Source organism: Paraburkholderia sp. BR14374 (assembly GCF_040948685.1).
Taxonomy (GTDB): Bacteria; Pseudomonadota; Gammaproteobacteria; order Burkholderiales; family Burkholderiaceae; genus Paraburkholderia; species Paraburkholderia youngii.
On record NZ_JBFPKF010000012.1, the window covers coordinates 53,397 to 79,552 of the forward strand.

A 26,156-nucleotide genomic window follows, 5' to 3' on the forward strand; every position below is an offset into this window, starting at 1 on the left:
ACACGTTTTCGTTTTCCTGCTCCGCGTGCGGTCGATGCTGCAACAGTCCACCGACGATGACGCTGGCGGAGTTGTTTCGCCATCCCGACCGGTTTATCGGCTGCATCGCGATCGGACGCGTGGCGCGCAGGCGGCCCGGCCAACGGCTGCATGTCGGCCGGCATGAAGCCGTGCTCGACGAAGCCGACTGCGCGGCGTTCGAAGTGCTCGCCGATACGCTGCTGTACCGCGCGGGCGATACCTTCAGCATCGTCGCGCAGGGCTTCGACTATCCGTCGCTCGCGCGCTGCCCTGCTCTCGCGGACGACGGACGCTGCGCGATTCATCTGCAAGGCAAGCCGCTGACCTGCGAAGTGGTGCCGCTCGACCCGCTCGTGCCGGACACCCTGCAACATCTGGTGCTGGCCGAACGCGGCTCCAGCGCCATCTATGTCGGCAGCGCATGCATACAGGAAGGCAAACGCGACGATGCGGCGTTGCTGGTCGACAAAGGCCGCATTGCGGATCCGCACGCTAAAAATGCGCTCGCGCAGCGGCGTCGCGCGTTAGAACAGGAGCGCGCAATCTGGACGCAAGCCGTATTCGAAGCATTGCACGCCGACCTGTTCGATTCACCCGCCGCGCTTGCACGCATCCCCGCGGGCGGTTTTCTGACAATCTCGCTCGTGCCGGCACTGCTAAGCGTCGCGGCGGCATCGTCGCGCTGTCGCGAACTGTGCATCGACTACATCGACAGCCAGTTGGCGTTGATCGAACGCAGCATCGTGCAAGCGCTCACACGACGCCGGCTCGACGATCGTCCGGTCACGCAGCAACTGCGCGGCTTTGCCAATGCGTATCGACATGCGAAAGCGCGCCTCGTCGATGCGGCTGCCATCGAGCAACACAATGGCACGCAGGCTTTACGCCCCGACATCGAAGCGTATCTGAGCGGCGCCGTTCACTGATCCGTCGGCGCGTCGACACTTTCTATTCAGTTATTCAAAGCTGCGTGTCCAGCAGCCGTACGAACTTTTCGACGACCTTCTCGGCAAACGAACGTCGCGTCCATGCTTCGAGTGTGATGCGCTTCGACTTCGCGATATCGTCGTTGAACGCGGCGGTCTGCTGTCTGGCGAAAGCGCGGTCGTAGATATTCAGGTTTGCTTCGTCGTTCAGCTTGAACGAGCGGTTATCGAAGTTCGTCGAGCCGACCGACACCAGGTACTCGTCGACCACCAGCAACTTGCAATGGAACATGGTCGGATGGTACTCGTAGATTTCGACGCCCGCTTTCAATAGATCGCCCCAGCATGCCCGCGACGCTTCGCGCACCGTGTGCGTATCGATGCGTTTGCCCGGCGTGACGATCTGGACTTTGACGCCGCGTTTCGCGGCTTCGACGATCGCGTTGATGGTGAGCTTGTCGGGCACGAAGTACGCGCTCGCAAGCTGCAAATTGCGCGTCGCGGCAGTGATGGCCATCAGATACATCAACTGCATGTCGTCGCTGCCGCCCGACGGCGAACTGCTGAACATATGCGCAAAACTCTCGCCCTCTCCTTTCGGCTCGGCGTCGATGTGCGGGAAATACCTGGGACCGTGCAAGACGTTGCCGGTCGCCTTGATCCAGTTATCCATGAAGACGGCCTGCATATGGGCGACCGCCGGACCGGTCAAGCGGAAATGCGTATCGCGCCAATGCTTTTCGTCCTGCGCGTGGCCGGTCCACTCCGGTGCAATGCCGACCCCGCCCGTAAAACCGATCCGGCCGTCGATCACCAATAGTTTCCGGTGCGTACGATCGTTCATGCGACCGAGTCCGGTCCAATGCGGTTTGTGAAATTTGACCACTTCGGCGCCCGCCTCGCGCAGCAGTTGCAGATAGCGCCGATCCATTTTCGAACAACCGACCCAGTCGAGCAGCACATGCACGGCGATGCCTTCATGCGCCTTATCGGCAAGCGCACGCGCAATCTGCTCGCCGATCTCGCCAGACCAGTAAATGAACGTTTCAAATGTGATGGTTTCGCGCGCCGACCGAATGCCTTCGAGCATCGACGGAAAGATCTGGTCGCCGTTGAGCAGCATCTCGAAGCGATTACCCGGCACCACGGGCGGACCGAGCAATAGACCCATCGAGCGGAGGAATTGCGGATCTTCGCTCTTATAGAGCCGCTCGATCTTATGTTCTATTTTCTTCTCGCCGCTCGACAGATTGGCGATCACGAGAACGATCACCAGCGTGACGAACGCGGTAATAGCAATGGTCAGCATGCATGGCCTCGATGGCAGGCGGCGGGACACGGCATGCGCATCCCTCGTCCGACGGGAAAAAGCCGGACTCGTGCCCGGCTTTCACGGTCCTCAGGTCATGCACGGCGCGTGCCCGCATCGGGACCGCGCCTTGCTTTCCGGTTCCAACGCGTTATCTGACCAAAGCAAATGCCTCGCGACTGGCTATTTCGCCCGCGCCGAAAACGCCGATGACCGTATAGTCCGAAGCCACGCATTCGAACGTCGATGCCTGAAACGTAATGACGAAATGCCGCCGCGCCGGTGACTCGGCAGCAATGGAGATCGGGTCCGTCGTCACGGCCGCAATCTCCGCGCACAACGACGAATTGACGATTTCATGCACCGCGTAGCCAGTGAGACCTTGCGCCGCGAGCGGATGAATGGCGAGAGCGTCATCGCCCGGCGGCCCGAGACGATGAAATACGGCGTCGGCGAACAATACCGCGCAAAAAGGATCGTCGTCGGGATCGAATGGCCCGAACCGTTCAAAGTCCGACTCCGCGATCGGATAAGTGAGGATTACACGGCGATCGCTGGCGACGATGAATGGTTCGGAGGCATCGGCTGCCGGATGAGGAACGGAGTCCAGCAGGAAGACCTGATCTTCCTGCCGGGATGCATCGAACGTGCTAACCATCTACTTCACGACTCCGCGGCTATTACGCGCCTGCTTGCGTCTCGGGCGTTTGGGGAGCCGCCGCGACAGGCGCGGCCGTGCTCTTTGCGGCAGCCTTGCGGGCCGGTGCTTTTCTTGCCATCTTCACAGCGCTTTGGCGGCCAGCGGTTTTCTTCACCGCGGCTTTCCGGCTTGCCGGGGTTGCCTTTCTGGCCGCGGTCTTTTTCACGGCCGTCTTGCGCGTGGCTTTTTTCGCCACTGCTTTTTTCGCCGTAGTCTTCTTGCCTACCGCGCTTGCGGTCGCTTTCGCCTGGCCGCTTTTTGCCGCCGTTTTCACCGCTTTCGGAGCGGCAGCCGCGCTCGCGCCATCGATCAGGAATTTGCTGCGATCCTTAACGGAAGCAAGCCATGCCGGCGCCGGACCGCGTCCGCTCCACGTCGCACCGGTTTTCGGATCCAGGTACTTCGGCGGCTGGGCGCCTTTCGGCTGACCTTTGCCGCGCTTCGCGGCGGGAGTAGCCGCGGCTTTGCTTGCGCTCGCAGCGTCGATCAGGAACACCGTGCGGTCCTTCGCGCCGGCGATCCAGCCAGGTGCGCGGCCGTGCCCCGTCCAGGTCGCGCCGGTTTTAGGGTCGCGGTACTTCGCCGGCGTTGCCGACCTGGCGGCTTTGCTCACGCCAGCAGGTCTTCCCCGGCCCGTACCCGTATTGCCATTCAGACCTCGCGCGGAGCGTCGTGCCTTTGCCTGTGCTTCGATATCCGCAGTCGTCAGACCGTGCTTGAGCATCAACTCGCGAATCTGATCGACCGCGGCCTGTGCTTTTCTGGCAATGAGAACGTCAGCTTGCGCCTGGAGCTTCTTAAGTTTTGCTTGGATTTGCTCTAACGAAGGCATTTGATTGCTCCTTATGTGGTAATCGTCGAACTATGCCATGAATGACGGAAGAAAGGCAGTCTATTGACCTATCCTGAGCTTCAATGCATCGATACCAGCGCCGATGCAGCTTTCAAATAACAAAGCTTTCAGGTTTTCTAGCGGGTCATCGAAGCTTTCTTCCTTTTCCTTCCCTCGTGATTCTTCTTTTTCATTTCGGTTCCACCGCTCAGATCGGTGTAAAAACGACGACCTGGCGATCGGCAATGTACCTCATACTCCGTATAAAGCGGTAGTGTTGACCGTCCGCCGTTATCCGGTTCAGGCCCACGCAGGTAAGTAGCAGCATTTCATCTGCCTGGAAAGCATCGACGACACCGGAATCCGTTAAATCCTCCAATGCACCGGATGGATTTCCGACATAAACGCTGCGCGCCTGCTTGCCGATCCGCATAACGACCACGCTTTTTCCCTCGTCGAGCGCCAATTCGAGAAAGCTCGCGAGCGTACGCAACGACTCCGGTGTGCAAGTCCTGGTCTGATAGATCGCTGCATTCGATGGCGTCATTTGTGTTTCCCCGTCATCGGCATCGACGGCAAAAGCGCGCCGTCATGCTTTCTGGCTTTAGTCGCTTCTACTATAGCCCGGCATTTGGATATTCAAAGGAGAGTAGCCCACTTTTTATTTGAAAACGGTCTTTTTTTGGTGAACCGCTATAGTGAACCGATTCAAGCGTGTGCGAAACATCAGTGACGATGCCTGCAAAGCCCCCGGCTCCGGTAACTTGCCGTTACCGATCTTGCAGCACTTGTTGCTCCTGCTCTGCGCAGGTCCATTTACACTTCGTATCCGTGCCCATGCTCGCGGCGGCTATTGAAAATGACGCCGGGCCACCCTAACTTCGATCCACTCAAACACGATGGTACTTACAATGAAAGCTGACTTTATTCGGACCGCCCTCGGGGCATTGGCAGTCTCTTTGGTAATGGCAAGCACCGCGAACGCGGCCGGTTGCCTGAAAGGAGCGGTAGTGGGCGGCGTCGCCGGACATTATGCGGGACATCATGCGGTGGTCGGCGCGGTCGGCGGCTGTATCGTCGGACGGCATGTGGCCAAAAAGCACGCCGAAGAACAGCAGGCGGCGGCTCAGGCCGCGCCACATCAGCAAGCCAAAATGCAGTAACTGGCGCCCCGCTCCATTCACTCAGGCAATGCGCAATCCGCGCGCGGGCAAGATCTCCTGGGTAGTCACGAAACGATGCTGTTTGACCGCGTCGTGAAAGAGGCGGTAGTCGCTCTTCTCGAAGGCGGTCGTCCACTCCGGTCTGTCCCCGGTGTCGTCATCGCACAACAAACCGGTGGCCTGGTACTTCCACGAACCGTGTCCTTTCGCGATATAGCCGGGCACGGGTTCTTTCAAACCCGGAATACGGCCGGCATTCACCCATTCGCAAACGGTTCTCAGTCGCAGGTTGTCGTCGGGTTCGCGGTTCGTATCGAGCAGTCGGGTCAGTGCGTCTTTGACGTCGTCCGGCATACCGGGCTGGTTTTCGAAATCTTCGCGTCCGGCCAGATAAGCTCGCACGACACGACAACTCATGTCCGCCGCCTGCACGAAATCCGGCAAATTGTGTCGTGAGATGAAGTGATTGCAGCCGTCGATGTAATGCCAGCGTGCCCACGGCTGGTCGGGATAATGCAACGCGGCGCCGTGGCCGACCGGCAACGCGATCGTCAGAACGTCCGTCTCGACGCGCTCGATCAGATGCGCAACCGCCAGTTCCAGGCTCGCGAGCCAGCCTTTGCGCGTGCAATCCTGCGCTTCGAGAAGATGCACGCGATTCCACGGACTTTCGATGCCCGCGAATCCCTGGTGCGCCCACGTATCGACATACGTATGAAGCGTCACGCCGAGCCGGTGCAACGCGGTCTCCGAATCGCGCTGCCGGATCGCGCGCCGCACGACTTCGCGCGCGACTTCACTGTCGGGCCGGCAAATCGCCTTTTCCTCGAGACTGTCACCCACCCCAGCCGGCAGAAAATGGAACGGTGCCCACACGAGCCGATTCTGGTCGTTCTCGGTATTGGCGTAATCGAATAACTTGTGCGCGGTCGCGAATCGCTCGAATGTCTCGCCGCCTTTGAACCGCAGTATTCCGTTCGTCGTTGCGTCGTCGACGTATTGGCAGGCATGCGCGACGGTTTGCGCATCGCCGGCCGTCATGCCGCCGACGCGCGCGGCAATGTAGACCACGCCGTAATGGAAGTCGATGTTCATGGCAGGCGCTCCTGGCGCGCATAGTGACGGCCGGTCTGTGGCCGGCGATAGGGCGAGACGAATACAGGGAGCTGCGCGTGAGTAGATAGTAGACGAGCGAGCGGCACTCGCCTTGAAATAACATGCGTATTGGGCGTGTTCTTCGACGTTTCGCGCCACGCTACTATTCGGGCTACTGAAGGAAAACGCCGGCGGCGCCAGAAAGCGTAACCCGGCCAAACCGGCGCCGGTCAGGTCAAATGTGTAACGGAAAGACGATTGTTCCAGTGCTGGTTCAGATACTCGAGCGCGAACATCCGGTGACAATGATGTGGTAAATGTTCACTGCAAAGCAGGCAGCCCGATTCAAATAGCGCGATATCCAGATTGCTTTCCACACGGCGGCGCGCGATGAGGTCGAGATATTCCTCGCGAAAGTTCTCCCAGCTCAGCTGCTTGCCCTGGTAGCGTTTGAGCAGTTCCGGCTCGGGAGCCAACTCCGGAATTTCCACGTACGCCGCATTGCACAACTGCTCGAGAAAGAAAGGCAGATCCTGCCTTTTCGCAAAGCCCGCCAGCTGCGACGTGTTGTTGAGGCGAATGTCGAGCACCGTGCGCACTTGGGCCTCTTTCAACAAACCGAAGAACTTCTGGGCGCTCTTGCCGGTAAAACCAATGCTCGCCACCTTTACGGTACCTTTGTCACGTTTCATCGTGAATCCCCTTGGCGGGCCATTCGGCGCCCATAAAAAAGCCTCGCTGCGATTGGCGCAGCGAGGCTCGGTGGCAGTGCATCTTTAGCGCCGCTCGCGCGCTTTACTTGACGATGTCGACCAGTTCGACTTCGAAGGTCAGATCGGTATTCGGCGGAATCGGGCCGACGCCGCGATCGCCATATGCGGTCGCCGCCGGGCAAGTGAGTCGCGCCTTGCCGCCAACTTTCATCTTCTGCACGCCTTGCGTCCAGCACGGAATCACGCGATTGAGCGGGAACGTGGCCGGGCCGCCATGCTTGGCCGAGCTATCGAATTCGGTGCCGTTGGGCAGCGTGCCGCGGTAGTTGACTTTTACCACGTCGGTCCCGGACGGCTGCGGGCCCGTGCCTTGCGTCAGATGTTCGACGATGACGCCGGACGGCAGCTTCTCCGTGGTCGGCGCGGTAGCCATCGCGGTCGAGGACAGCACGGCTGCGGCCAGCAAAGCAACGAGTGATTTCAAAGCAAATCTCCAGTGGGGTAGTCCGTTTGATTGTAACGGATCGGGTGTCGGCCGAGGCTCCCAAATACTGCCGGATGCCGCGGGTCGTTGCGCGCCTGTCACGAACTTCGCTGAACCGCCGCGCGAGCCCGCGGTCCACATGAACATCCGGCGCGAGTCGCCGGCACGCGAATCCGCCGCACCCGTTGAGAGCGCTTCCGATGACCGAGCCGGCCCCTTCCGACAACCCCGCTGAAGACCCGACCGCCGCGCCCGCGCCGGCCGACGAGCGCGTTCGCGCGCCAAGGCCGCGCCGGATTCCGCGCAGCCGTGCCCAACAGGCGCGGCTCAATGCGCGCGAAGCCGCTTTCGAGCCGCTGCCGTTCCCCTCGTATTCACCCGACGACGCGCGTCGCCCGTTCGCGGACAAACTCGACGCATGGTTCGCCGCGCGCCGTTGGCAGCCGTTCGATTTTCAGCGCGAGGTTTGGCGCAACATCGCCGCTGGCGCGAGCGGCGTACTGCACGCAAGCACCGGGGCCGGCAAAACCTGGGCCGTGTGGTTCGGCGCGCTCGCCGCGTTCGCGAGTGCGGCGTCGACGCCGCGCAAGCACCCCGAACCGCTGACGGTGCTCTGGATTACACCAATGCGCGCGCTCGCGGCCGATACCGCGCGCGCGTTGCAAAGCTCCGCGGCCGAACTCGCGGTACCCTGGAGCGTCGGTCTGCGCACCGGCGATACGTCGGCCGCCGAACGCGAGCGCCAGAACCGGCGCATGCCGTCCGCGCTCGTCACGACGCCCGAGAGTCTGACGCTGATCCTGACGCGCGCCGATGCGCGCGAAGTACTGTCTCAGGTGCGGCTCGTGATCGTCGATGAATGGCACGAACTGCTCGGCAACAAACGCGGCACACAGACGCAACTCGCGCTCGCGCGTCTCACGCATTGGCGGCCCGGCTTGCAGGTATGGGGGCTGTCGGCGACGCTGGGCAATCTGTCGTTCGCGACCGAGGTCCTGCTCGCGCCGGTCGCGACGCCGCGCGTCAGTGTGCACGGCGCGCTGCCGAAGGCACTGATCGTCGACACGATCATTCCCGACACGATCGAGCGCTTTCCGTGGGGCGGTCACATGGGCATGCGTCAGGTCGATGCGGTCGCGCGCGCGATCGACGAAGCGCGCACGTCGCTCGTATTCACGAACACGCGCTCGCAATGCGAGGTGTGGTATCAGGCGCTGCTCGACGCGCGCCCCGAATGGGCCGGCGTGATCGCGCTGCATCACGGCTCGCTCGATCAGCAGGTACGCGAGTGGGTCGAACGCGGATTGAAGGACGGCTTGCTAAAGGCCGTGGTGTGTACGTCGAGTCTCGATCTCGGCGTCGATTTTCTGCCGGTGGAGCGCGTGTTCCAGATCGGCTCGCCAAAAGGCGTCGCGCGTTTGATGCAGCGCGCGGGCCGCTCGGGACACGCACCCGGTTTGCCGTCGCGGGTGACGATCGTGCCGACGCATGCGCTCGAATTGATCGAAGCGGCGGCCGCGCGTGAAGCCGTCGACAAACGGCAGATCGAAAGCCGCGATACGCCGCAAAAGCCGTTCGACGTGCTGGTACAACATCTCGTCACCGTCGCGATCGGCGGTGGTTTCGACGTGCGCGAGTTGTACGATGAACTTCTGCATACCTATGCATATCGCGATCTGACGCAGCAGGAGTTCGACTGGGCTCTGGGTTTCGTCGAAGGCGGCGGCGCGACGCTGCGCGCGTATCCCGACTACCATCGCGTCGCGCGCGATAGCGACGGTCTGTACCGCGTGCCGCGCGACGATCTCGCGCGCCGGCATCGCAACAACATCGGCACGATCGTCGCGAATGGGACGTTGAACGTGGCGTATCTATCGGGCGGTCGCATTGGCGCGATCGAGGAATCGTTCATCTCGCGGCTCAGACCCGGCGATGTATTCACGTTCGGCGGCCGCGCGCTGGAATTGATCCGCGTGCAGGATATGACGGCGTGGGTGCGGCGTGCGAGCTCATCGCGTGGGGCAATGCCGCAATGGGCCGGCAGCCGCATGCCGCTATCGTCCGAGCTCGCCGACGCGACACTGACGATGCTCGCGCGCGCCGCCGACGGCATCTACGACGAGCCGGAAATGCGCGCGGTACGGCCGCTGCTCGAATTGCAGCAGAAGTGGTCGGCATTGCCCGAGCCGGGCGTGCTGGTCGTCGAGCTGCTGAAATCGCGCGAGGGTTACCACTTCTTCTGCTATCCGTTCGCCGGGCGCACCGCGCATATAGGGCTTGGCGCTCTGCTCGCGTGGCGGGTCGCGCGCGACGAGCCCGGCACGTTTTCCATTTCGATGAACGACTACGGTTTCGAATTGCTGTGCGCGCAGGCGTTCGATTGGGACGCGCACTTGCGCAATGGCCTGCTTTCACCTGACGAACTCGATCACGACATTCTTGCAAGCCTCAATTCGTCCGAACTCTCTTTGCGACGTTTTCGTGAGATTGCGCGGGTGTCGGGCCTCGTGTTTCAGGCGCATCCTGGACAGCAGAAAAGCGCGCGGCAATTACAGGCCTCGAGCGGGCTTTTCTACGAGATCTTTCGTCAGCACGATCGCGGCAATCTGCTGTTGGGCCAGGCCGATACCGAAGTGCTGCTACAGGAACTCGACGTGCGGCGCATCCGTATTGCGCTCGAACGAATGAACGCGAGCCGCGTCGTGCTCACGCGGCCCAGCAAGCCGACGCCGTTCGCGTTTCCGTTGATCGTCGGACGCCTGCGCGAAAAAGTCAGCACCGAGAAGCTCGCCGATCGCGTCGAGCGAATGCTGGCCGAACTCGAAAGGGCGGCGCAACGATGACGGCGACCTCGCTTGCGATCGACGTCGGCGGACGGCCTCTCGTGCTATCGAGTTTGCGCGCGTGTTTCGATCCGGTGCTGCGCGCGCTTTTTATCGCCGATGCGCATTTCGGCAAGGATGCGGTGTTTCGCGCGCGTGGCATTCCGGTGCCGACAGGTTCGACCGCGGAGAATCTGCTGCGAATCGATCGTCTGATCACCGAGTTCGAGCCGGCGATGCTGGTGTTTCTCGGCGATCTGCTGCATGCGCGCGAGTCGCTGTCGACGCTCACGCTCGATGCGTTGCATGTGTGGCGCGCGCGGCATGCGTCGATGCGCGTGGTGCTAGTCGAAGGCAATCACGATCGGCATGCCGGTGCGTTGCCGCCTTCGTTGGATGTCGAGTCTGTGCGCGAGCCGTGGCATTTCGGGGCGTGGGCGCTGTGTCATCACCCGCATGCGGTCGATCACGCGTATGTGCTCGCGGGGCATGTGCATCCGGTCTATCGGATCGCGACGGGGATCGATTCAGTGCGCGTGCCGTGCTTTCGCTTCGGGATCGATCGGGGGGTGCTGCCGGCGTTCGGGAGTTTTACTGGAGGGGCGCGTGAGACGGCGCGCGTTTTGGGGGAGAGGGTTTTTCTGGTCGTGCAGGAGAGGGTGATCGAGTTGGGGGGTTGAGCGGACGGCGGGGGCCGTCCACTTTGTTCCTGATTGCGTTTTTGTTTGCGGGTTGGTTTGCTGATTCGCTAGCGTGGTTTTTTGCTGGCCTTTTCGCTGCAAATTCCCCGCGGTGCTCGAGCGCGGTCGGTTTGGAGGCCGGGCGGCGCCGGCCTCTCTTCCTTGAGGGAGCCCCGCAAGGTTCGCGGGACCCTTGCCACTGCTTAATGGTTGCTGCCGCCGTGGCCACCACTGCCGGAGCCACCGCCGCCGTAGCCGCCATGGCCTCCGTGGCCACCGTTGCTGAAGCCGCCGTTGCCGGAGCCGCCACCGTTGCTGCCGTTGCCTTGGCCGCCGCCGTTGCCGCCGTTGCCGCCGTTGCCGCCGTTGCCACCGTGACCTCCGTTGCCGGAACCACCGCTGCCTTGGCCACCACCGTTGCCGCCGTTTCCGCCCTGGCCGCTGCCGGTGCCACCGCCACCACCGTTCCCTCCGTGGCCACCGTGTCCGGAACCGCCGCCGCCCTGGCCGCCGCCTTCGCCGCCATGGCCACCGTGTCCGGAGCCTCCGTTGCCCTGGCCGCCACCGCCTTCACCGCCATGGCCACCGTTGCTCGAGCCGCCGTTACCCTGGCCGCCGCCTTCACCACCATGGCCACCGTGTCCAGAACCGCCGTTGCCCTGGCCACCGCCTTCACCGCCATGACCACCGTTGCCCGAGCCGCCGTTGCCTTGGCCGCCACTGCCTTCACCACCATGGCCACCGTGTCCGGAACCGCCGCCGCCTTGGCCGCCACCGCCTTCACCACCATGGCCACCGTGTCCGGAACCGCCGTTGCCTTGGCCGCCACCTTCACCGCCACGGCCACCGTCGGCAGAACCGCCCTTGCCTTCGCCACCGCTGCTACCGTGGCCGCTGTCACCATGACCGCTGCCGCCGTGGCCGCCGTCGCCGTGGCCGCTTTCGCCGTGACCGCTTTCGCCACGGCCGCCGTCACCATGGCCGCCGTCACCGTGGCCGCTTTCGCCGTGACCGCCATCGCCGTGACCGCCCTCGCCATGGCCGCCGTCACCGTGACCGCCCTCGCCGTGACCGCCGTCGCCATGGCCGCCGTCACCGTGGCCGCTTTCGCCGTGACCGCCATCGCCATGGCCGCCGTCACCGTGACCGCTTTCGCCATGACCGCCATCGCCGTGGCCGCTGTCACCGTGACCATGACCCGCATCTCCATCACCACCGTGGCCGTGACCATGACCGCCATCGCCGTCACCATCGCCACCGTGACCATGTCCATCACCACCGTCGCCATCACCATCACCGCCATGGCCGTGGCCATGACCGCCATCGCCGTCACCATCGCCACCGTGGCCGTGGCCATGACCGCCATCGCCGTCACCCTCGCCACCGTGGCCATGACCATGACCGCCATCGCCATCGCCATCACCATCACCACCGTGGCCATGGCCATTACCGCCATCGCCATCGCCATCACCACCATGACCATGACCATGACCATGGCCATGACCATGCCCCCCACCACCGTCCCCACCATCCCCGCCGCTATCACCGCCACCGTTGTTGCCGCCATCGCCGCCCGTGCCGCCATTCCCCGAGCCATCGCCACCGCTTCCAGCGCCGCCATTACCGTTGCCGCCGGAACCGCCATTACCATTGTTGCCGCCGGTATTTCCCGAGCCCACCCCGCCCGTGCCGGAATTGGCCGAACTATTTCCGCCACTGCTGCCCGCGCCCGCCGACGACGTCCCGCTGCCCGGCGACGAGCCGGTGGACGACGTCGGACCGAGCCCCGCCGCCGCGATGCCGAGGGCACCCGCCCCGAGTTGCCCGAATCCCTGCGAGGTGCAGCCCGGCCCGCCGCCCGACGGACATCCGCCGTGCACGCTCGCCTCGGCGAGCACCATTACTCCAGGATTGGTTGCTGGCGCGGCGGTGCTCCCCGAATTCGTCTGCGCACCCGCCATCGCCACATAAAGACTGACCGCGACCGCCAAAGCCGCCCGCCGCGTGCCAAGTATCCACGCGTCCCCGTTTTGCTTTTTCATTTCATCCTCCTAATTATTTCCCCTGAGCGACCGGTCCAATTAACGAGTGAATCTCCGCTCGTCAAAAAAAACGAAAGTCAAAGCCTTGGCGCAGCTTCGCCTTATGCGAATTAAAATGCGCTCGCACTAAATACTTCTCTCACGGAAAATCCCCGGTCCGATTTGGCGTGCTTCGAGAGAATGGGCTGGCCGTGCGCGCACGTGATCGTGAGAGCCGCACAGCGAGGCTTGATGGACGTTGAAGTTATTCGCAGTGCAATCGCGCGACCGTGCGCTAGACCACGCAATGCGATATGGCCGATACGGCGTGCTAGGCGGGGGAAAACGACGATGCGTCCGCCAAATCCGCTAATCCATATTCCTCATACGGGAAGTTAAAACTATCACGCTCGATGTAATTTGAGCGACATAAAGAAAATTAACATTTGGCTTTATCGGATGAATTCGGATCACTTACACATCATCCGTTTTATTCATGTGGCCATTCGCACATAAACATGAAAATTGGAAAAGCCGAATGAGAGAAATCCAATAGACAAAACCATGAAAATCACCGAAATGCGCGCGCGAAAACATTACGCGTCGTTGCATAACGCCTGTGCGTCGCAAAGAGCGATGTCGCGATGTGCGCTGCCGCGCACAGTCGCCGAACGTGCGGCTCAGCCGTACGCGATCGCCAGCCACTCATCTGCAAAGTGTCGTGGCACAACCACCAGCGCGTCAGATAACCAACACATCGGCACGCAGGCTTTTTCCGGAGCATTCCCACCATCTTCCGCGCTACCGTCGCGTATCGTCGTTGCGCTGCCCGCAAACGCCCGTCCCCGCGAGCTACTGCGCGGGATCATCCCCATACGCGGGTAAACCTTTGTTTGACTTCGTCGCGCCGCCCCGTTTACTGCACGCAGCCGAACCTCTCAATCCGCTTTCATTCACCGCCCGCATTTTGTTTGGTCTGCTGAGCAGTGTTCTGCGAGCGCCCTCCCCTCTCCGACGAGGTACAACATGGTTACTATCTCCAGCAGCGCCGTCGACGAATTCAAATCCACACTGCGCGGCCAGCTTCTGCTGCCCGACACACCGGGCTTCGACACGGCGCGCAGCATCTGGAACGCGATGATCGACCGTACTCCCGCGATGATCCTGCGCTGTGCGGGTGTGGCCGACGTGCGCAGCGGCGTCGCCTTCGCGCGCGACAACGGCCTGCCGCTCGCCATTCGCGGCGGCGGCCACAATATCGGCGGCAGCGCTGTGTGCGACGATGGCCTCGTGCTCGATCTGTCCACGATGAAATCGGTGCGTATCGACCCGCAAGCGCGGCGCGCGTATGTCGAGCCCGGCGCGACGCTGCATGATTTCGATCACGAAGCGCAGGCATTCGGACTCGCGACACCACTCGGCATCAACTCGACGACCGGCGTCGCAGGTCTCGCGCTCGGCGGCGGCTTCGGCTGGCTGAGCCGCCGCTACGGCATGACGATCGACAACCTCGTCGCGGCCGACATCGTCACCGCCGACGGTGAGTTCCGCCACGTGAGCGCCACTTCGCACGACGATCTGTTCTGGGCGATTCGCGGCGGCGGCGGCAATTTCGGCGTCGTTACGCTATTCGAGTTCGCACTTCATGAGGTCGGCCCGCTCGTGTATGGCGGCCTCGTCGTGTTGCCGCTCGCCGACGCGAAGGAAGCACTGATCAAATACCGCGATGCCGCGCCGGCAATGCCCGACGAGCTGGCCGTCTGGGCGGTCGCGCGGCTCGCGCCGCCGCTGCCGTTCCTGCCGCCCGACGTGCACGGCAAACCCGTGCTGGTGTTCGCGATGTGCTACAACGGCCCGGTCGACAAAGGCCCGGACGCGGTGGAAGCCGCGCGCGGCTTCGGCAAGCCGCTCGGCGAACATCTTGGTCCGATGCCCCTCGAAGTCTGGCAACAGGCCTTCGATCCGCTGCTCACACCGGGCGCGCGCAACTACTGGAAGTCGCACAACCTCGCCACCATCGACGATGGTCTGATCGACGCACTGATCCGCGCGATCGACACGCTGCCGTCCACGCAATGCGAAATTTTCTTCGGGCTGATCGGTGCGCAAACGCAGCGCGTGGCGGTCGACGCAACCGCTTACCCGGCTCGCGAGACGCTATACGCGATGAACGTGCACGGCCGCTGGGACGATGCGCGCGACGACGAGCGCTGCGTCGCATGGGCGCGCGACTTTTTCGACGCGGCGCGCCCGTTTGCGCTAGGCAGCGTGTACGTCAACTTCATGACCGAGGAAGAAGGCGGCCGTATCGCGGATGCCTATGGGCCCAACTATGAGCGGCTCGTCGCCGTGAAGAACCGCTACGATCCGCACAACCTGTTCCGCCATAACCAGAACATTCGCCCAACGCTGTAGCGACGACGCGCAACGGCAAGCAGCGCAAATCCGCGAACTGCAAATTGCCGCGCCGCCCTCGCGCAAGGCGGCGCGGCCCTTGGGCACGCTCCCTGCTAATTTGTCGGCCGTGGATGCCCGCGATGCGTGCTTCGCGCGTCGCGGCACGCCCGCTCAACGACAATCATCGCGCGCACGGAACCTCTCGTGCGCAAATGAGAACAAAGCAAAGCAAGGCGGGCAATTCGCCGCACTCTTCCATAACGTACAACATGCGTGAGAAACGCAAAGGAAACAGTCATGCGCAGACGACAATTCATCATGACCGGCAGCGCTGCATTGGCCGTCGCAGGCCTGAGCCTCACCGGTTGCACGACGACTTCGCCGTCCTCGAACGCATCGCCGTCGGCCAATGCTGGCAAGCGCGACACGATCAACGCCGGCGTCGACTCGACGCTCGCGCGTCTCTACGAAAACGTCGACGGTTCGCGCGAGCTCGTTGCGAAAGCGCGCGGCGTGCTGGTGTTTCCGTCGGTGATCTCGGCCGGCTTCTGGGTCGGCGCACAGTATGGTGAAGGGGCGATGCGCATCGGCGGCCGCACGGTCGGCTACTTCAGCACGGTCGCGGGCTCGTTCGGGTTGCAGATCGGCGCGCAGTCGAAGGCGCTCGTGTTTCTGTTCATGACGCAGGAAGCGCTCGACGAATTCATGCACAGCCAGGGCTGGGCGGTCGGCGCGAATGCGACCGTCGCCGTGCTGAAGGTCGGCGCGAACGGCGCGGTCGATTCCTCGACCGCAACCAGTCCGGTGCAAGCTTTCGTGTTGACCAACGGCGGTTTGATGGCCGGCGTGTCGCTCGAAGGCACGAAGGTGTCCCGGCTGATTATTTGAGTATCTGAGCGGAGTGCCCAGCAGACGCATCCCTCGCGCAGCCGCGCGCGTTGCCAAGCCCGTTCAGCGCCGCTCATGCAAGCCTCAGCATTGCGCTCGCGCGCGACCTCGTAAAACATGATCACCGCTGGTCCCGCTTCCGGTGATGCTCGTCCTCGTCAACGGACTCGCGCGACGCGCCTTCACGAGCTGTTCGATCCCGCGCGCGACCCGGTGAGCGTGACCGTCGACATGAGCGCCGGCAACGCGGCCTGGCGGTTTAGCGCTGCTCCGGCAACTTGAACACCGAGATCGCCGCCGACAATTGCCCGGTCTGCGTCTTCAGCACATCGGCCGCAGCGCTCGCTTCCTCGACGAGCGCCGCATTCTGCTGCGTCGTCTGATCCATGCTCGCGACCGCGATGTTGACCTGCTCGATGCCCGAGGTCTGCTCGGCCGACGCCGCGCTGATCTCGCCCATGATGTCGTTGACGCGACGTACCGCCTGCACGACTTCCTGCATCGTGTCGCCCGCGCGTCCGACGTGCTCCGAACCGCCCGCGATCTGCGCGGCCGATTCCTCGATCAGCGCCTTGATCTCCTTCGCGGCCGCCGCGCTGCGTTGCGCGAGCGTACGCACTTCACCCGCGACCACCGCGAAACCGCGGCCTTCCTCGCCCGCGCGCGCCGCCTCGACGGCCGCGTTCAACGCGAGGATGTTGGTCTGAAACGCAATCCCTTCGATCACGCCGATGATGTCGCCGATCCGGTGCGACGACTGTGAAATCCCGCGCATCGTGTCGATCACCTGGCCAACCACCGCGCCGCCGCGCGCCGCGGTCTCCGAAGCGTTGTGCGCGAGCTGGCTCGCCTGCTTCGCGTTGTCGGCGTTCTGACGCACGGTCGCGGTGATCTGCTCCATGCTCGACGCGGTCTCGCCGAGCGCGGCCGCCTGCTGCTCGGTGCGGCGCGATAGATCCGAATTGCCCGCGGCGATCTCGTTCGATACCGACGAAATCAGCGTCGCGCCGCCGCGAATCTGCTCGATCGCCTGCGCGAGACGCTGCTGCATCCGTTTCATCGCGGCGAGCAGGCTGGTACTGTCGCCGGTCTTCGTGTCGACGATCACGTCGAGGTCGCCGTCCGCGATTCGCGACGCAATCTGCACCGCGTACGCCGGTTCGCCGCCAAGCTGACGCAGAATGCTGCGCAGAATCACGCCGATCACCAGCGACACGAGCGCGCAAAGCACTAGCGCCGCGATCACGTATTGCACGAGGGTGCGGTAGAACATCGCGTCGATGTCGTCCGTGAACACGCCGGTGACAATGGTCCAGTCCCACGGCTTGTAAAGCCGCATGTAGTTGCTCTTCGGCGCGAGCTGGTCGGTGCCGGGCTTCGGGAACATCAGATGAACGAATGCCTCGCCTTCGCGCTGGGTTTGCTCGGAACCCTCCTTGAACACATGACGGCCGTCCGGATCGGTGACGGTGGTCATGTCCTTGCCGACGAGGTCGGCGCGCGTGGCATGCATCAGCACGTGCGCGTGGCTGTCTTCGAGCACCAGGTAGCCGCCGGCGCCGTCGTAGCGCATCGCGCGCAGGTCGTCCATCGCGGCGCGCTGCGCGTCGGCGAGCGGCATCGTGCCGGCCGCGGCGAGCGCGTTGTAGCGATCCAGCACGCTGTACGCGATGCTGACGACGTTTTTCAGCTCGTCCTCGCGATCGGCGATCATCGTGTCGCGCGTTTTGTACGCTCCCCACAGGCCGATCGCCAGAATGCCCATGCACATCACCGCGAGCGCGAGCCACAGCCGCACTTTCAGGCGAAACCGTTCCATCTTCCGTATCCCTTGTCGTGGTTTGCGGCGGTTCGCGCAGGCGGACGCCGCAAACGTTTCATGTCGTTGTCGGGATTAACGGCGCGACGGCGGAAAACTTCAGTGCTACTTCAAGGTTGGGGGTTTCAGTCCGCCGGCAGCGTCAGCGCCGCCACTTCGCAGCGCGGCCATTGCCGCAGCACGTCGGGTGACATCAGCAGCTTGGCCGCGCGCACGCCGGCGCCCATCACGATCTGCGCACGGTCCATCACCGCGGCGTCGACCAGCACGCGCCATTCGGCCGGCAGACCAAAGGCGGTGATGCCGCCGAACTCCATCTGGCTATGCTCGACCGCCACCTCGCGCTTCGCGAATGACAGCCGCTGCGCGCCGAGCGCGACCTTCACCGCGCCGTTGACGTCGAGCCGCCGGGAGCCCAGCGACACCAGCGCCGCATAGTGCTCGCCACCGTCTTTCTTGTAGCGGATCACGATCGTGTTCGCGCAGTCTTCGAGGCCGAAGCCATAGTGCGCGCTGAATGCGGCGGTGTCGGAGGCGTCGTCGGTAACCGCGAACACCGTGATTCCGTGCGCCGGCAATTGTTCGATGACATGAGCGGGCAGATGCGCGCTCCACTGGTCGCGCTCGATGACGTCCAGTTGCCGTACGAGTTCGTGCGAATGCATGATGAGCGGAAAGGTGACATTAACCCGCTGCATTCTAGCGGTACGCGCGGGCGGCCGCGGAATGGGCCATGCAAGCAGGCCATGAAGCCCACCGCTTAACTTGTATAGTGATGGGCACGAGGTTTGCGACGAAGCAAACACCGTGAAAGCGCCGTCACGATTCAGACACGATCATGGACATCGACACCCTTTCTCGCGAGAACCTCCAGCAGGCCGCGCGTCACCAGGCCAATTGGGCGATGGGCGCACTTCGGCAGTTCACGGAGAACCGCTGTCTGGAGATGGCGGCGAGCATCGCGTTCTATGCGGCGTTCTCGCTCGCGCCGACGCTCGTGATGGTGATCGCGGTGGCCGGCTGGTTCTTCGGACCGGCGGCCGCGCGCGGCGAGCTGTTTGGCCACATCAACGGCCTGATCGGCGACCAGGCGGCCGCCGGCGTGCAGACGATCGTCGAAAACGCGCACCACGCGGGCGCCAAAGGCGGCATCGCGACGATCATTTCCTTTTCACTGCTGGCGATCGGCGCGTCGGCGACGTTCTCGTCGCTGAACAGCGCGCTCAATATAGTGTGGCCGTACAGCGGGCCGCGCACGGCCAGCTGGCTCGCGCTGGTGCGGGTGCGGCTGATTTCGTTCGGGCTCGTGCTCGGCGTCGCGTTCCTGCTGATCGTGTCGCTGGTGCTCGATACGGTCATCGCCTTTATCGGCGAATGGCTGTGGGGCGACTCGCCGTATGTCGTGATCGGCAATCTGCTACAGCTCGGCGTCGGTCTGCTCGTGTTGGTCTTCGCGTTCGCCGGACTGCTGAAGTTCCTGCCCGACGCCCGGGTGCTATGGCGCGATGCGCTGGTGGGCGGCATCGTCGCGGCCGTGTTGTTTACGGCCGGGAGAAAGCTGTTCGCGCTCTATCTCGCGCATGCGGGAATGGCCAGCGCGTTCGGCGCGGCCGGCTCGCTCGCGGTCCTGCTGATGTGGCTGTACTTCTCGGCGCTGGTGCTGCTGCTCGGCGCGGAGTTCTCGGCGGCGCGCGGCAGGCTGCACGATCCGCGCGGCGGCTGGGGCATGCAGGCGGAAGCGCCGCCGGGCAGCCGCGCGAAGCTCGCGTCGGTGCTGGCGGCATCGACCGTCGCGGCAAATGCGGTTTCTTCGGCTCGCTCGGCTGTGCCCGTCGCCGGCCACAGGACCGCGCCGCTGCCTCCGTCGGGGATCGACGCGGCGGTGCAAAAGCGCTCCGCGCATGAAACGGCGGTCGACGTGACGCGCAAGGTGCTCGACGTCGAAGCGCAAGCCACCCGTCTCGCGGCGTCGGCCATCGTCGAAGCGCGCCGCAAGGCCACGGCCGCCGACCGTTACGTGCGACGCAACCCATGGACCTCGGTGCTTCTCGCGGCCGCCGCGGGGCTCACGGCCGCGGCCGTGGCGCGCCGTGGCGCCGAAAGGCGCTGAAACGTGTTGCGCCGTCAAACCGCTTGATCGCGCTTGGACACAACGCACCTTTTCTGTCCAGCCTGTCTAGTCATTTCTCCAGCTATTTCTTTTATCTTTTCACTACAAAGTCGAGCAAACGTGTAGACGACTAGATTACGTTTAGCATGCAAATCGACGCCAAAAGTGCGTTAAATCGCCCCGTCACTATCAACAAATCAACAATAATGCGCATCAGACCAATAAATGTTGCGCAAATAGAAATAATCGTTGAGGGCTTTAAATACAAGGGTTTGCGTCGATTGTCAGTTTTTGGCGACACTCTTTTTTTTCCGTTTCTACCCGGCGGATGCGCTGAGCTATTCTGCTTTCCGCAACAACGAACAATCATCTGCGTGGAGAAATGGATGAAACGAATCGCACTGTCTACCCTCTCGCTGGCGCTCCTGGGCGTCGCCGGTATCGCACACGCGCAAAGCAGCGTGACCCTGTATGGCGTGCTGGATGAGTCGATCCAGTATGTGAATAACGCTACGCCCAAGGGCGGCGCGCTCGTTCAAACCTTCGCCGGCAACCTGCAAGGTAACCGTTTCGGCCTGAAGGGCACGGAAGACCTCGGCGGCGGCCTGAAGGCGATTTTCCAGTTGGAAAACGGCTTTGACCTGAACACCGGCAAGCTGCAGCAAGGTGGCGCGATGTTCGGTCGTCAGGCTTACGTCGGTTTGACGGGCGACGCATGGGGCACGTTCACGGCCGGTCGTCAGTACGACCCGCTGGTCGACATGATCCAGCCGCTGACGGGCGACAACTACTTCGGTAGCACGTTCGCTACGCCGGGCGACGTCGACAACAACGACAACAGCTTCCGCGTCATCAACTCGCTCAAGTACGTGTCGCCGGTCTGGTCGGGCTTCCAGATCGAAGGTCTGTATGCTCTGGGCGGCGTCGCAGGTGCGACGGGTTCGGGCCAGACGTGGTCGGGCGCGGCAACGTATGCAACGGGTCCGTTCAGCGTCGCTGCAGGCTACCTGCACGCAAGCAATGCCAATTCGCCGGCTACGCGTGCGACTGCAGGCGGCTGGGCAGGTACGGCAGCGCCGGGCGCCACGTTTGACACCAACTTCCCGAACAACGCCGGCATCAACCAGGCATATGCGTTCTCGAAGTCGATCGGCATCGCTTCGGTAGCGGTTCAGTACGTGACGGGTCCGTGGACGGGCAACCTGTCGTACAGCAACGCACAGTACCGCCCGGACGCAAACTCGGGCTTCGCGACGACGCAGAAGTACAACGTCGGCCGCGCATACTTGGGCTACCAGCTCACGCCGGCAGCGCTGCTCGGTATCGGCTATGCGTACACGCACGGCTCGGGCGACGCAACCGCGACCTACAACCAGGTTTCGCTGGGTGGCGATTACAACCTCTCGAAGCGCACGGACTTCTACCTGGTCGGCGCATGGCAGCACGCAAGCGGCAACCAGCGCGTTCCGGCTACGGCTACTACGGGTGCCGGTACCCTCGTGCCGTCGACGGCTTCGATCGGTTCGTACGGCAACCAGTCGAGCACCAACAACCAGGTCATGGTCAGCCTGGGTATCCGCCACAAGTTCTAATCGAACTTCAAGTCGGACCTGCTACGCAGCTGACGAGCTGCGTAGCCAAAAAACCAGCCACAGGCGATGCCGATGGCTGGTTTTTTTCGTCCCGAGGTTTTGGTGTGATTCGACGAGCGCGACACGCGCTGCGAATCCGACGCAGCTAGCGCCGCTGCGCCTTGCCCTTGTCGGCCTGCGCGAGAATTTGCGCGGGCGACACGTCCTGCTCATGCTCGACGCCATCCGCGCCGACCGGCGCGCGATGTAGCACCAGCGCCCGCTCCGGATGCGGCGATGGCGCATCCAGCGACTGCTGCCAGTCCGGATCGGGAATCTCGGCGAACACCTGGCGCAAACGCTCGCCCCACGTGCGGTGAATCATGTCGAAGTACGCGTTGTCGCGATCGATCGACACGAATCGCGTGACGCGCAGCGCATCCTTCTCGTACACCAGCAGATCGAGCGGCAAGCCCACCGACAGGTTCGAGCGCAGCGTCGAGTCCATCGAGATCAGCGCGCACTTCGCGGCCTCGTCGAGCGGTGTGGACGGCGTCAGCACACGGTCGATGATCGGCTTGCCATACTTCGCCTCGCCGATCTGAAAGTACGGATTCACCGCCGACGCCTCGATGAAATTGCCCGCCGCGTAGATCATGAAAAGCCGCATGCGGTTGCCCGCGATCTGGCCGCCGAGAATGAAGCTGCAATTGAAGTCGACGCCGAACTTCTGCAGCGCCGCGGCTTCGCGCTCGTGCACGCGGCGCACCGCGCTGCCGACCACGCGCGCGGCGTCGGCCATCGTCGGCACGCTCCACAGCGTCGGCTCGCTGGCATCGGCGGGCTCGGACAGCTCGTGCAGCACCGCCTGCGTGATCGACAGATTGCCGGCGCCGAGCAGCACCAGCACGCGTTCGCCGGGCTGCTCGAACACCGACATCTTGCGCGCGGTACTGATGTGATCCACGCCCGCATTGGTACGCGTATCGGATAGGAAAACGAGGCCGTCGTTGACGGCCATCGCTACGCAGTAAGTCATAACGAATCCGCAGAACGCGAGGGAACCGGGCTATTGTAATGCGGCGCACTGGCGCCTTTTATCGGTGTTTACGGCCTTTTTTATGGCCTTTTTCGCAGCCTTTAGCGTTGCGACGCGGCTACTGCGACATCTGCGCGCTGACCGCCACCGCCACGTTAAGCTCCTCTTCGAGGCCGCCGATGCGTCGGCCGCGCACCGGTGCCGCCGCCTCATAGTCGCGCGCGACCGCGAGCCGGCAATAGATCTCGCTGGCAAACCCGGCATGCGTGACGTCGAGCGAAATCCAGCCCTTGTCTTCGAGCCAAACGTCGACCCATGCATGACTCGCGCCATGCGGCACGTCGCCGGGTTCGATATAACCGCTGACGTAGCGCGCCGGCACGCCGCGCGCGCGGCAGCACGCGAGCATCAGATGCGCATGGTCCTGGCACACGCCGTTGCCGAGCGCGAGCGCCTCGGCGGCCGTGCTCGTGACCTCGGTCACGCCGGGCCGGTATTGCACCCGGTGCACGATCTGCTCGGCAAGCGCAATCAGGCTTGCGGGACTCGCCAGATTCGCCACCGATTCCGCCAGTTCGCGGATCGCGCCATCGGCTTCGGTCAGACGCGTCGCGCAGGTGAAATGCTCGAGCGGAACCGGACCGGGCGGATCGCGCAGCACGCCGTCGACGAGCGGCATCGTATCCACCTCGCCCGACACGCGCAGATGAATCTCATCGTGCGGCTTGTTGATGACGAGCGTATGCAGCACGTTGCCGTAGGCGTCGAGTGTGGCGTCGAGCTTGCCCGGCGCGTCGATGCTCCAGCGCCGCACGGTCTGCCCGGCGCCGCTCGAGGGCGTCAGGCGCAACTGCTGGATCGAATAATGAACCGTCGCTTCGTAGCGGTAAGAGGTGTCGTGGCGGATCGTCAGGTACATGAGAAAACTCCGTCAGGCCACTGGCAGCATCAGATAAGTACGCGCCACCAGATTGCCCAGCTCGAACACGCGAGCGAGGAACTGCGTCAGATAGCCATGCAAACCGCTCTCGAAAATCTGCCGGATGTCGGCATACAGCAGCTCGGCGCGCAGCTTGCCGGCGAAGCGCTCGCACTGGTTCGAGCCCGACGTGCGCAGCATCGCGAGATTGCTGCACACGCCGTCGAGCGAGGCGAGCAGCGAGCGCGGCATCTGCTGATTGAGGATCATCAGCTCGACGACGCGCGCGGGCGTCACGACGTCGCGATACACCTTGCGATAGATCTCGAGCGCGGACACCGAACTCAGGATCGAGGTCCAGTAATAGAAGTCCTCGAGCTGGCGCGCGGCGTCGCGCGAGTTCGGCTCGACGTTCGCGAAACGCACATCGAGAATCCGCGCGGTGTTGTCGGCGCGCTCCAGATACGTGCCGAGCTGCGTGAAAAAGAACGCGTCGTCCTGCAACGCAGTGCCGATCGTCACGCCGCGCGACAGATGCGAGCGGAATTTGACCCACTCGAACAACGAGCCCGGATTGCTCGCGGCCTGCCCGCTCGCGAGCCGCTCGTTGAATTCGAGCCACGTGTCGTTGATGGTTTCCCACCACTCGGTCGTCAGCGTGCCGCGCACCGCGCGGGCGTTTTCGCGCGCGGCCTGCAGGCACGAATGAATGCTCGACGGATTGCTCGCGTCGGCGACCATGAAGTCGAGCATGTGCTCGCGCGTCGGTTCGTCGTAACGCTGCGCGAAGGCGCTTTCGAGCTCGGAAATGCGCAGCACTGAGCGCTGCGCGCGAGCCTCCTGTTCGGGCGTCTGCGGCAGCAGTTGCGCCTTCAGGTTGATGTCGAGCATGCGCGCGGTATTCTCCGCGCGCTCCATATAGCGGGCCATCCAGAAGAGGTGATCGGCGGTTCGGCTAAGCATGACGGCGTTCCATGTCTGTGATCTGAGCGCGCGAGGCCTTCGTCAGCGACGAAAGTCCGCGCTGGTTATCCGTTGAGCGACGGCGGCGCATCGCGCATTGCGTGCCGCTTGCGGCGCATCAGTCGACCATCCAGGTATCCTTGGTCCCGCCTCCCTGCGATGAATTGACGACGAGCGAGCCCTGCTGCAGCGCGACGCGCGTGAGGCCGCCGGCCACCATCGTGGTGGTCTTGCCCGACAGCACGAACGGCCGCAGATCGATATGGCGCGGCGCGATGCCTGTTTCGACGAAGGTCGGACACGCGGACAGCGCAAGAGTGGGCTGTGCGATATAGCCGGCCGGACGCGCGATCAGCCGCTCGCGGAAGGCCTCGACCTCGGCCTTCGTCGAGGCTGGGCCGACCAGCATCCCGTAGCCGCCCGCGCCGTGCACTTCCTTGACCACCAGCTCCGGCAGATGCGCGAGCGTATAGGCGAGATCCTCGGGCTTGCGGCACTGATAGGTCGGCACGTTGTTCAGAATCGGCTGTTCGCCGAGATAGAACTGGATCATGTCGGGCACGTATGGGTAGATCGATTTGTCGTCGGCGATGCCGGTGCCCATCGCATTCGCGAGCGCGACACGGCCGGCGCGATACGCGGTCAGCAGACCCGGCACGCCAAGCGCGGAGTCGGGGCGAAACGCGAGAGGATCGAGAAAGTCGTCGTCGACGCGCCGGTAGATCACGTCGACGCGCTTCGGTCCCTGGGTGGTGCGCATGAACACGTAGTTGTCGTCGACGAACAGATCCTTGCCTTCGACGAGCTCGACGCCCATCTGCTGCGCGAGGAACGTATGCTCGAAGTACGCGGAGTTGTACATGCCCGGCGTCAGCACGACGACGACCGGATCGTCGACGCCTTCCGGCGCGACCGAGCGCAGCGTATCGAGCAGCAGATCGGGGTAATGCGCGACTGGGGCGATGCGGTTCTGCACGAACAGCTCGGGGAAGAGCCGCATCATCATCTTGCGGTTTTCGAGCATGTACGACACGCCCGACGGCACACGCAGATTGTCTTCGAGCACGTAGAACTCGCCTTCGTCGCCGGCGCGCACCACGTCGACGCCCGCGATATGCGCGTAAACACCGAGCGGCACGTCGACGCCCTGCATCTCCGGACGATACTGCGCGTTGGTATAGACCTGCTCGGCCGGCACGATGCCCGCGCGCACGATTTTGCGATCGTGATAGACGTCGTGGATAAACAGATTGAGAGCCTGCACGCGCTGTCGCAAACCCGCTTCGAGCGTCTGCCATTCGCCCCGCGGGATGATGCGCGGAATCAGATCGAAGGGGATCAGCCGCTCGGTGCCGGACAGGTCGCCGTTCACCGCGAACGTGATGCCGACGCGCCTGAACAGCAGGTCCGCTTCCGCGCGCTTGCGTGCGATCGCTTCGTTGCCCTGGCTGTCCAACCATCGCTCGAAGCGCGCGTAATGCGGCCGTACGCCATCGTCGTGATAGCGCATCTCGTCATAGCATCGCATGTCAGCCCCAGTCTTGTTGTCAAATAGAAGGCGAATGCGCTGCGCATTCGGTATTCGACCTTCGATCAAGCAAGCGTTATGCCATTGAATATGTCGTGATGATGCGCGTTGACGTGCACGGTAGCGGCGCATCCGCAGGGCGTCGAATTGCGTTGA

22 protein-coding genes are annotated in these 26,156 nt (G+C 63.3%); 9 read left to right on the top strand and 13 right to left on the bottom strand.

From position 1 onward, the window contains the following. The first annotated feature begins 56 nt into the window (after positions 1–56). Entirely contained in the window at positions 57–947 is an 891-nt protein-coding gene (locus AB3X86_RS24780; RefSeq protein WP_368598066.1) for a hypothetical protein, read from the top strand. A gap of 34 nt (positions 948–981) precedes the next feature. Here AB3X86_RS24780 and cls read toward each other — a convergent pair whose 3' ends face one another. From cls to AB3X86_RS24800, 4 genes are all read right to left on the bottom strand, one after another. Further along, positions 982–2,256, bottom strand: a complete 1,275-nt coding sequence (gene cls, locus AB3X86_RS24785; RefSeq protein ID WP_368598067.1) for a cardiolipin synthase — start codon at positions 2,254–2,256, stop codon at positions 982–984. Positions 2,257–2,407: 151 nt separating this feature from the next. Beyond that, positions 2,408–2,914, bottom strand: a complete 507-nt coding sequence (locus AB3X86_RS24790; protein WP_368598068.1) for a hypothetical protein — start codon at positions 2,912–2,914, stop codon at positions 2,408–2,410. 22 nt (positions 2,915–2,936) lie between these two features. Then, complete coding sequence (locus AB3X86_RS24795; protein ID WP_368598069.1) at positions 2,937–3,788, bottom strand: H-NS family nucleoid-associated regulatory protein; 852 nt, start codon at positions 3,786–3,788, stop codon at positions 2,937–2,939. Between the two features lie 208 nt (positions 3,789–3,996). After that, the gene (locus tag AB3X86_RS24800; protein ID WP_368598070.1) at positions 3,997–4,335 is read right to left on the bottom strand and encodes a hypothetical protein; all 339 of its coding nucleotides are present in this window, start codon (positions 4,333–4,335) and stop codon (positions 3,997–3,999) included. Positions 4,336–4,699: 364 nt separating this feature from the next. Between AB3X86_RS24800 and AB3X86_RS24805 the strand changes: the two genes are divergently transcribed. After that, the gene (locus AB3X86_RS24805; protein ID WP_176120148.1) at positions 4,700–4,951 is read left to right on the top strand and encodes a hypothetical protein; all 252 of its coding nucleotides are present in this window, start codon (positions 4,700–4,702) and stop codon (positions 4,949–4,951) included. A gap of 21 nt (positions 4,952–4,972) precedes the next feature. Here the strand turns inward: AB3X86_RS24805 and AB3X86_RS24810 are convergent, their stop codons facing one another. The 3 genes from AB3X86_RS24810 to AB3X86_RS24820 all read right to left on the bottom strand — a co-directional run bounded on the left by AB3X86_RS24810 (position 4,973) and on the right by AB3X86_RS24820 (position 7,192). Then, entirely contained in the window at positions 4,973–6,046 is a 1,074-nt protein-coding gene (locus AB3X86_RS24810; RefSeq protein ID WP_368598071.1) for a DUF6765 family protein, read from the bottom strand. A 230-nt stretch (positions 6,047–6,276) separates the two neighbouring features. Continuing rightward, the gene (locus AB3X86_RS24815; protein WP_368598072.1) at positions 6,277–6,738 is read right to left on the bottom strand and encodes a DUF488 family protein; all 462 of its coding nucleotides are present in this window, start codon (positions 6,736–6,738) and stop codon (positions 6,277–6,279) included. A gap of 103 nt (positions 6,739–6,841) precedes the next feature. Continuing rightward, entirely contained in the window at positions 6,842–7,192 is a 351-nt protein-coding gene (locus AB3X86_RS24820; protein WP_368598179.1) for an FKBP-type peptidyl-prolyl cis-trans isomerase, read from the bottom strand. Positions 7,193–7,443: 251 nt separating this feature from the next. On the opposite strand from AB3X86_RS24820, the gene AB3X86_RS24825 reads away from it, so the two are divergent. The 5 genes from AB3X86_RS24825 (at position 7,444) to AB3X86_RS24845 (ending at position 16,051) form a co-directional block, all read left to right on the top strand. After that, the gene (locus tag AB3X86_RS24825; RefSeq protein ID WP_368598073.1) at positions 7,444–10,086 is read left to right on the top strand and encodes a ligase-associated DNA damage response DEXH box helicase; all 2,643 of its coding nucleotides are present in this window, start codon (positions 7,444–7,446) and stop codon (positions 10,084–10,086) included. Next, positions 10,083–10,745, top strand: a complete 663-nt coding sequence (pdeM, locus tag AB3X86_RS24830) for a ligase-associated DNA damage response endonuclease PdeM (RefSeq protein ID WP_368598074.1) — start codon at positions 10,083–10,085, stop codon at positions 10,743–10,745. Before AB3X86_RS24825 ends, pdeM begins: the two co-directional genes overlap by 4 nt. A gap of 260 nt (positions 10,746–11,005) precedes the next feature. Next, entirely contained in the window at positions 11,006–12,901 is a 1,896-nt protein-coding gene (locus tag AB3X86_RS24835; RefSeq protein ID WP_368598075.1) for a hypothetical protein, read from the top strand. Between the two features lie 891 nt (positions 12,902–13,792). Continuing rightward, a complete protein-coding gene (locus AB3X86_RS24840) occupies positions 13,793–15,181 on the top strand; it encodes an FAD-binding oxidoreductase (protein WP_368598076.1) in 1,389 nt (462 codons plus the stop codon). A 279-nt stretch (positions 15,182–15,460) separates the two neighbouring features. Continuing rightward, positions 15,461–16,051, top strand: a complete 591-nt coding sequence (locus AB3X86_RS24845) for a YSC84-related protein (RefSeq protein ID WP_176106616.1) — start codon at positions 15,461–15,463, stop codon at positions 16,049–16,051. 259 nt (positions 16,052–16,310) lie between these two features. Here the strand turns inward: AB3X86_RS24845 and AB3X86_RS24850 are convergent, their stop codons facing one another. Both AB3X86_RS24850 and AB3X86_RS24855 read right to left on the bottom strand, forming a co-directional pair. Continuing rightward, a complete protein-coding gene (locus tag AB3X86_RS24850) occupies positions 16,311–17,870 on the bottom strand; it encodes a methyl-accepting chemotaxis protein (RefSeq protein ID WP_368598077.1) in 1,560 nt (519 codons plus the stop codon). A 125-nt stretch (positions 17,871–17,995) separates the two neighbouring features. Further along, positions 17,996–18,535, bottom strand: a complete 540-nt coding sequence (locus AB3X86_RS24855) for a YbaK/EbsC family protein (RefSeq protein ID WP_368598078.1) — start codon at positions 18,533–18,535, stop codon at positions 17,996–17,998. A 173-nt stretch (positions 18,536–18,708) separates the two neighbouring features. On the opposite strand from AB3X86_RS24855, the gene AB3X86_RS24860 reads away from it, so the two are divergent. Both AB3X86_RS24860 and AB3X86_RS24865 read left to right on the top strand, forming a co-directional pair. Then, positions 18,709–19,980 carry a YhjD/YihY/BrkB family envelope integrity protein gene (locus AB3X86_RS24860; RefSeq protein ID WP_368598079.1) on the top strand — a complete coding sequence of 424 codons (1,272 nt, stop codon included), beginning with the start codon at positions 18,709–18,711 and terminating at the stop codon, positions 19,978–19,980. Between the two features lie 386 nt (positions 19,981–20,366). Next, a complete protein-coding gene (locus tag AB3X86_RS24865) occupies positions 20,367–21,572 on the top strand; it encodes a porin (RefSeq protein WP_368598080.1) in 1,206 nt (401 codons plus the stop codon). Positions 21,573–21,717: 145 nt separating this feature from the next. On the opposite strand, the gene AB3X86_RS24870 is transcribed toward AB3X86_RS24865, so the two are convergent. The 4 genes from AB3X86_RS24870 to AB3X86_RS24885 all read right to left on the bottom strand — a co-directional run bounded on the left by AB3X86_RS24870 (position 21,718) and on the right by AB3X86_RS24885 (position 26,000). Then, positions 21,718–22,590: a peptidase gene (locus tag AB3X86_RS24870; RefSeq protein ID WP_368598081.1), complete on the bottom strand. Its 873-nt coding sequence runs from the start codon at positions 22,588–22,590 to the stop codon at positions 21,718–21,720. Between the two features lie 118 nt (positions 22,591–22,708). Then, the gene (locus AB3X86_RS24875) at positions 22,709–23,509 is read right to left on the bottom strand and encodes a transglutaminase domain-containing protein (RefSeq protein ID WP_368598082.1); all 801 of its coding nucleotides are present in this window, start codon (positions 23,507–23,509) and stop codon (positions 22,709–22,711) included. Positions 23,510–23,521: 12 nt separating this feature from the next. After that, positions 23,522–24,472, bottom strand: coding sequence for an alpha-E domain-containing protein (locus AB3X86_RS24880; protein WP_368598083.1), 951 nt, complete (start codon positions 24,470–24,472; stop codon positions 23,522–23,524). A 118-nt stretch (positions 24,473–24,590) separates the two neighbouring features. Then, entirely contained in the window at positions 24,591–26,000 is a 1,410-nt protein-coding gene (locus AB3X86_RS24885) for a circularly permuted type 2 ATP-grasp protein (RefSeq protein WP_368598084.1), read from the bottom strand. Between the last annotated feature and the right edge of the window lie 156 nt (positions 26,001–26,156).

Bases quoted from the DNA above. Each gene is read 5' to 3' on its own strand.
- AB3X86_RS24810 (WP_368598071.1), bottom strand. From the start codon at position 6,046: ATGAACATCGACTTCCATTACGGCGTGGTCTACATTGCCGCGCGCGTC.
- AB3X86_RS24815 (WP_368598072.1), bottom strand. From the start codon at position 6,738: ATGAAACGTGACAAAGGTACCGTAAAGGTGGCGAGCATTGGTTTTACC.
- AB3X86_RS24800 (WP_368598070.1), bottom strand. From the start codon at position 4,335: ATGACGCCATCGAATGCAGCGATCTATCAGACCAGGACTTGCACACCG.
- AB3X86_RS24875 (WP_368598082.1), bottom strand. From the start codon at position 23,509: ATGTACCTGACGATCCGCCACGACACCTCTTACCGCTACGAAGCGACG.
- AB3X86_RS24825 (WP_368598073.1), top strand. From the start codon at position 7,444: ATGACCGAGCCGGCCCCTTCCGACAACCCCGCTGAAGACCCGACCGCC.
- AB3X86_RS24840 (WP_368598076.1), top strand. From the start codon at position 13,793: ATGGTTACTATCTCCAGCAGCGCCGTCGACGAATTCAAATCCACACTG.
- AB3X86_RS24865 (WP_368598080.1), top strand. From the start codon at position 20,367: ATGAAACGAATCGCACTGTCTACCCTCTCGCTGGCGCTCCTGGGCGTC.
- AB3X86_RS24850 (WP_368598077.1), bottom strand. From the start codon at position 17,870: ATGGAACGGTTTCGCCTGAAAGTGCGGCTGTGGCTCGCGCTCGCGGTG.
- AB3X86_RS24870 (WP_368598081.1), bottom strand. From the start codon at position 22,590: ATGACTTACTGCGTAGCGATGGCCGTCAACGACGGCCTCGTTTTCCTA.
- AB3X86_RS24820 (WP_368598179.1), bottom strand. From the start codon at position 7,192: ATGGCTACCGCGCCGACCACGGAGAAGCTGCCGTCCGGCGTCATCGTC.
- cls (WP_368598067.1), bottom strand. From the start codon at position 2,256: ATGCTGACCATTGCTATTACCGCGTTCGTCACGCTGGTGATCGTTCTC.
- AB3X86_RS24845 (WP_176106616.1), top strand. From the start codon at position 15,461: ATGCGCAGACGACAATTCATCATGACCGGCAGCGCTGCATTGGCCGTC.
- AB3X86_RS24835 (WP_368598075.1), top strand. From the start codon at position 11,006: ATGGCCTCCGTGGCCACCGTTGCTGAAGCCGCCGTTGCCGGAGCCGCC.
- AB3X86_RS24790 (WP_368598068.1), bottom strand. From the start codon at position 2,914: ATGGTTAGCACGTTCGATGCATCCCGGCAGGAAGATCAGGTCTTCCTG.
- AB3X86_RS24855 (WP_368598078.1), bottom strand. From the start codon at position 18,535: ATGCATTCGCACGAACTCGTACGGCAACTGGACGTCATCGAGCGCGAC.
- AB3X86_RS24880 (WP_368598083.1), bottom strand. From the start codon at position 24,472: ATGCTTAGCCGAACCGCCGATCACCTCTTCTGGATGGCCCGCTATATG.
- AB3X86_RS24805 (WP_176120148.1), top strand. From the start codon at position 4,700: ATGAAAGCTGACTTTATTCGGACCGCCCTCGGGGCATTGGCAGTCTCT.
- pdeM (WP_368598074.1), top strand. From the start codon at position 10,083: ATGACGGCGACCTCGCTTGCGATCGACGTCGGCGGACGGCCTCTCGTG.
- AB3X86_RS24885 (WP_368598084.1), bottom strand. From the start codon at position 26,000: ATGCGATGCTATGACGAGATGCGCTATCACGACGATGGCGTACGGCCG.
- AB3X86_RS24860 (WP_368598079.1), top strand. From the start codon at position 18,709: ATGGACATCGACACCCTTTCTCGCGAGAACCTCCAGCAGGCCGCGCGT.
- AB3X86_RS24795 (WP_368598069.1), bottom strand. From the start codon at position 3,788: ATGCCTTCGTTAGAGCAAATCCAAGCAAAACTTAAGAAGCTCCAGGCG.
- AB3X86_RS24780 (WP_368598066.1), top strand. From the start codon at position 57: ATGACGCTGGCGGAGTTGTTTCGCCATCCCGACCGGTTTATCGGCTGC.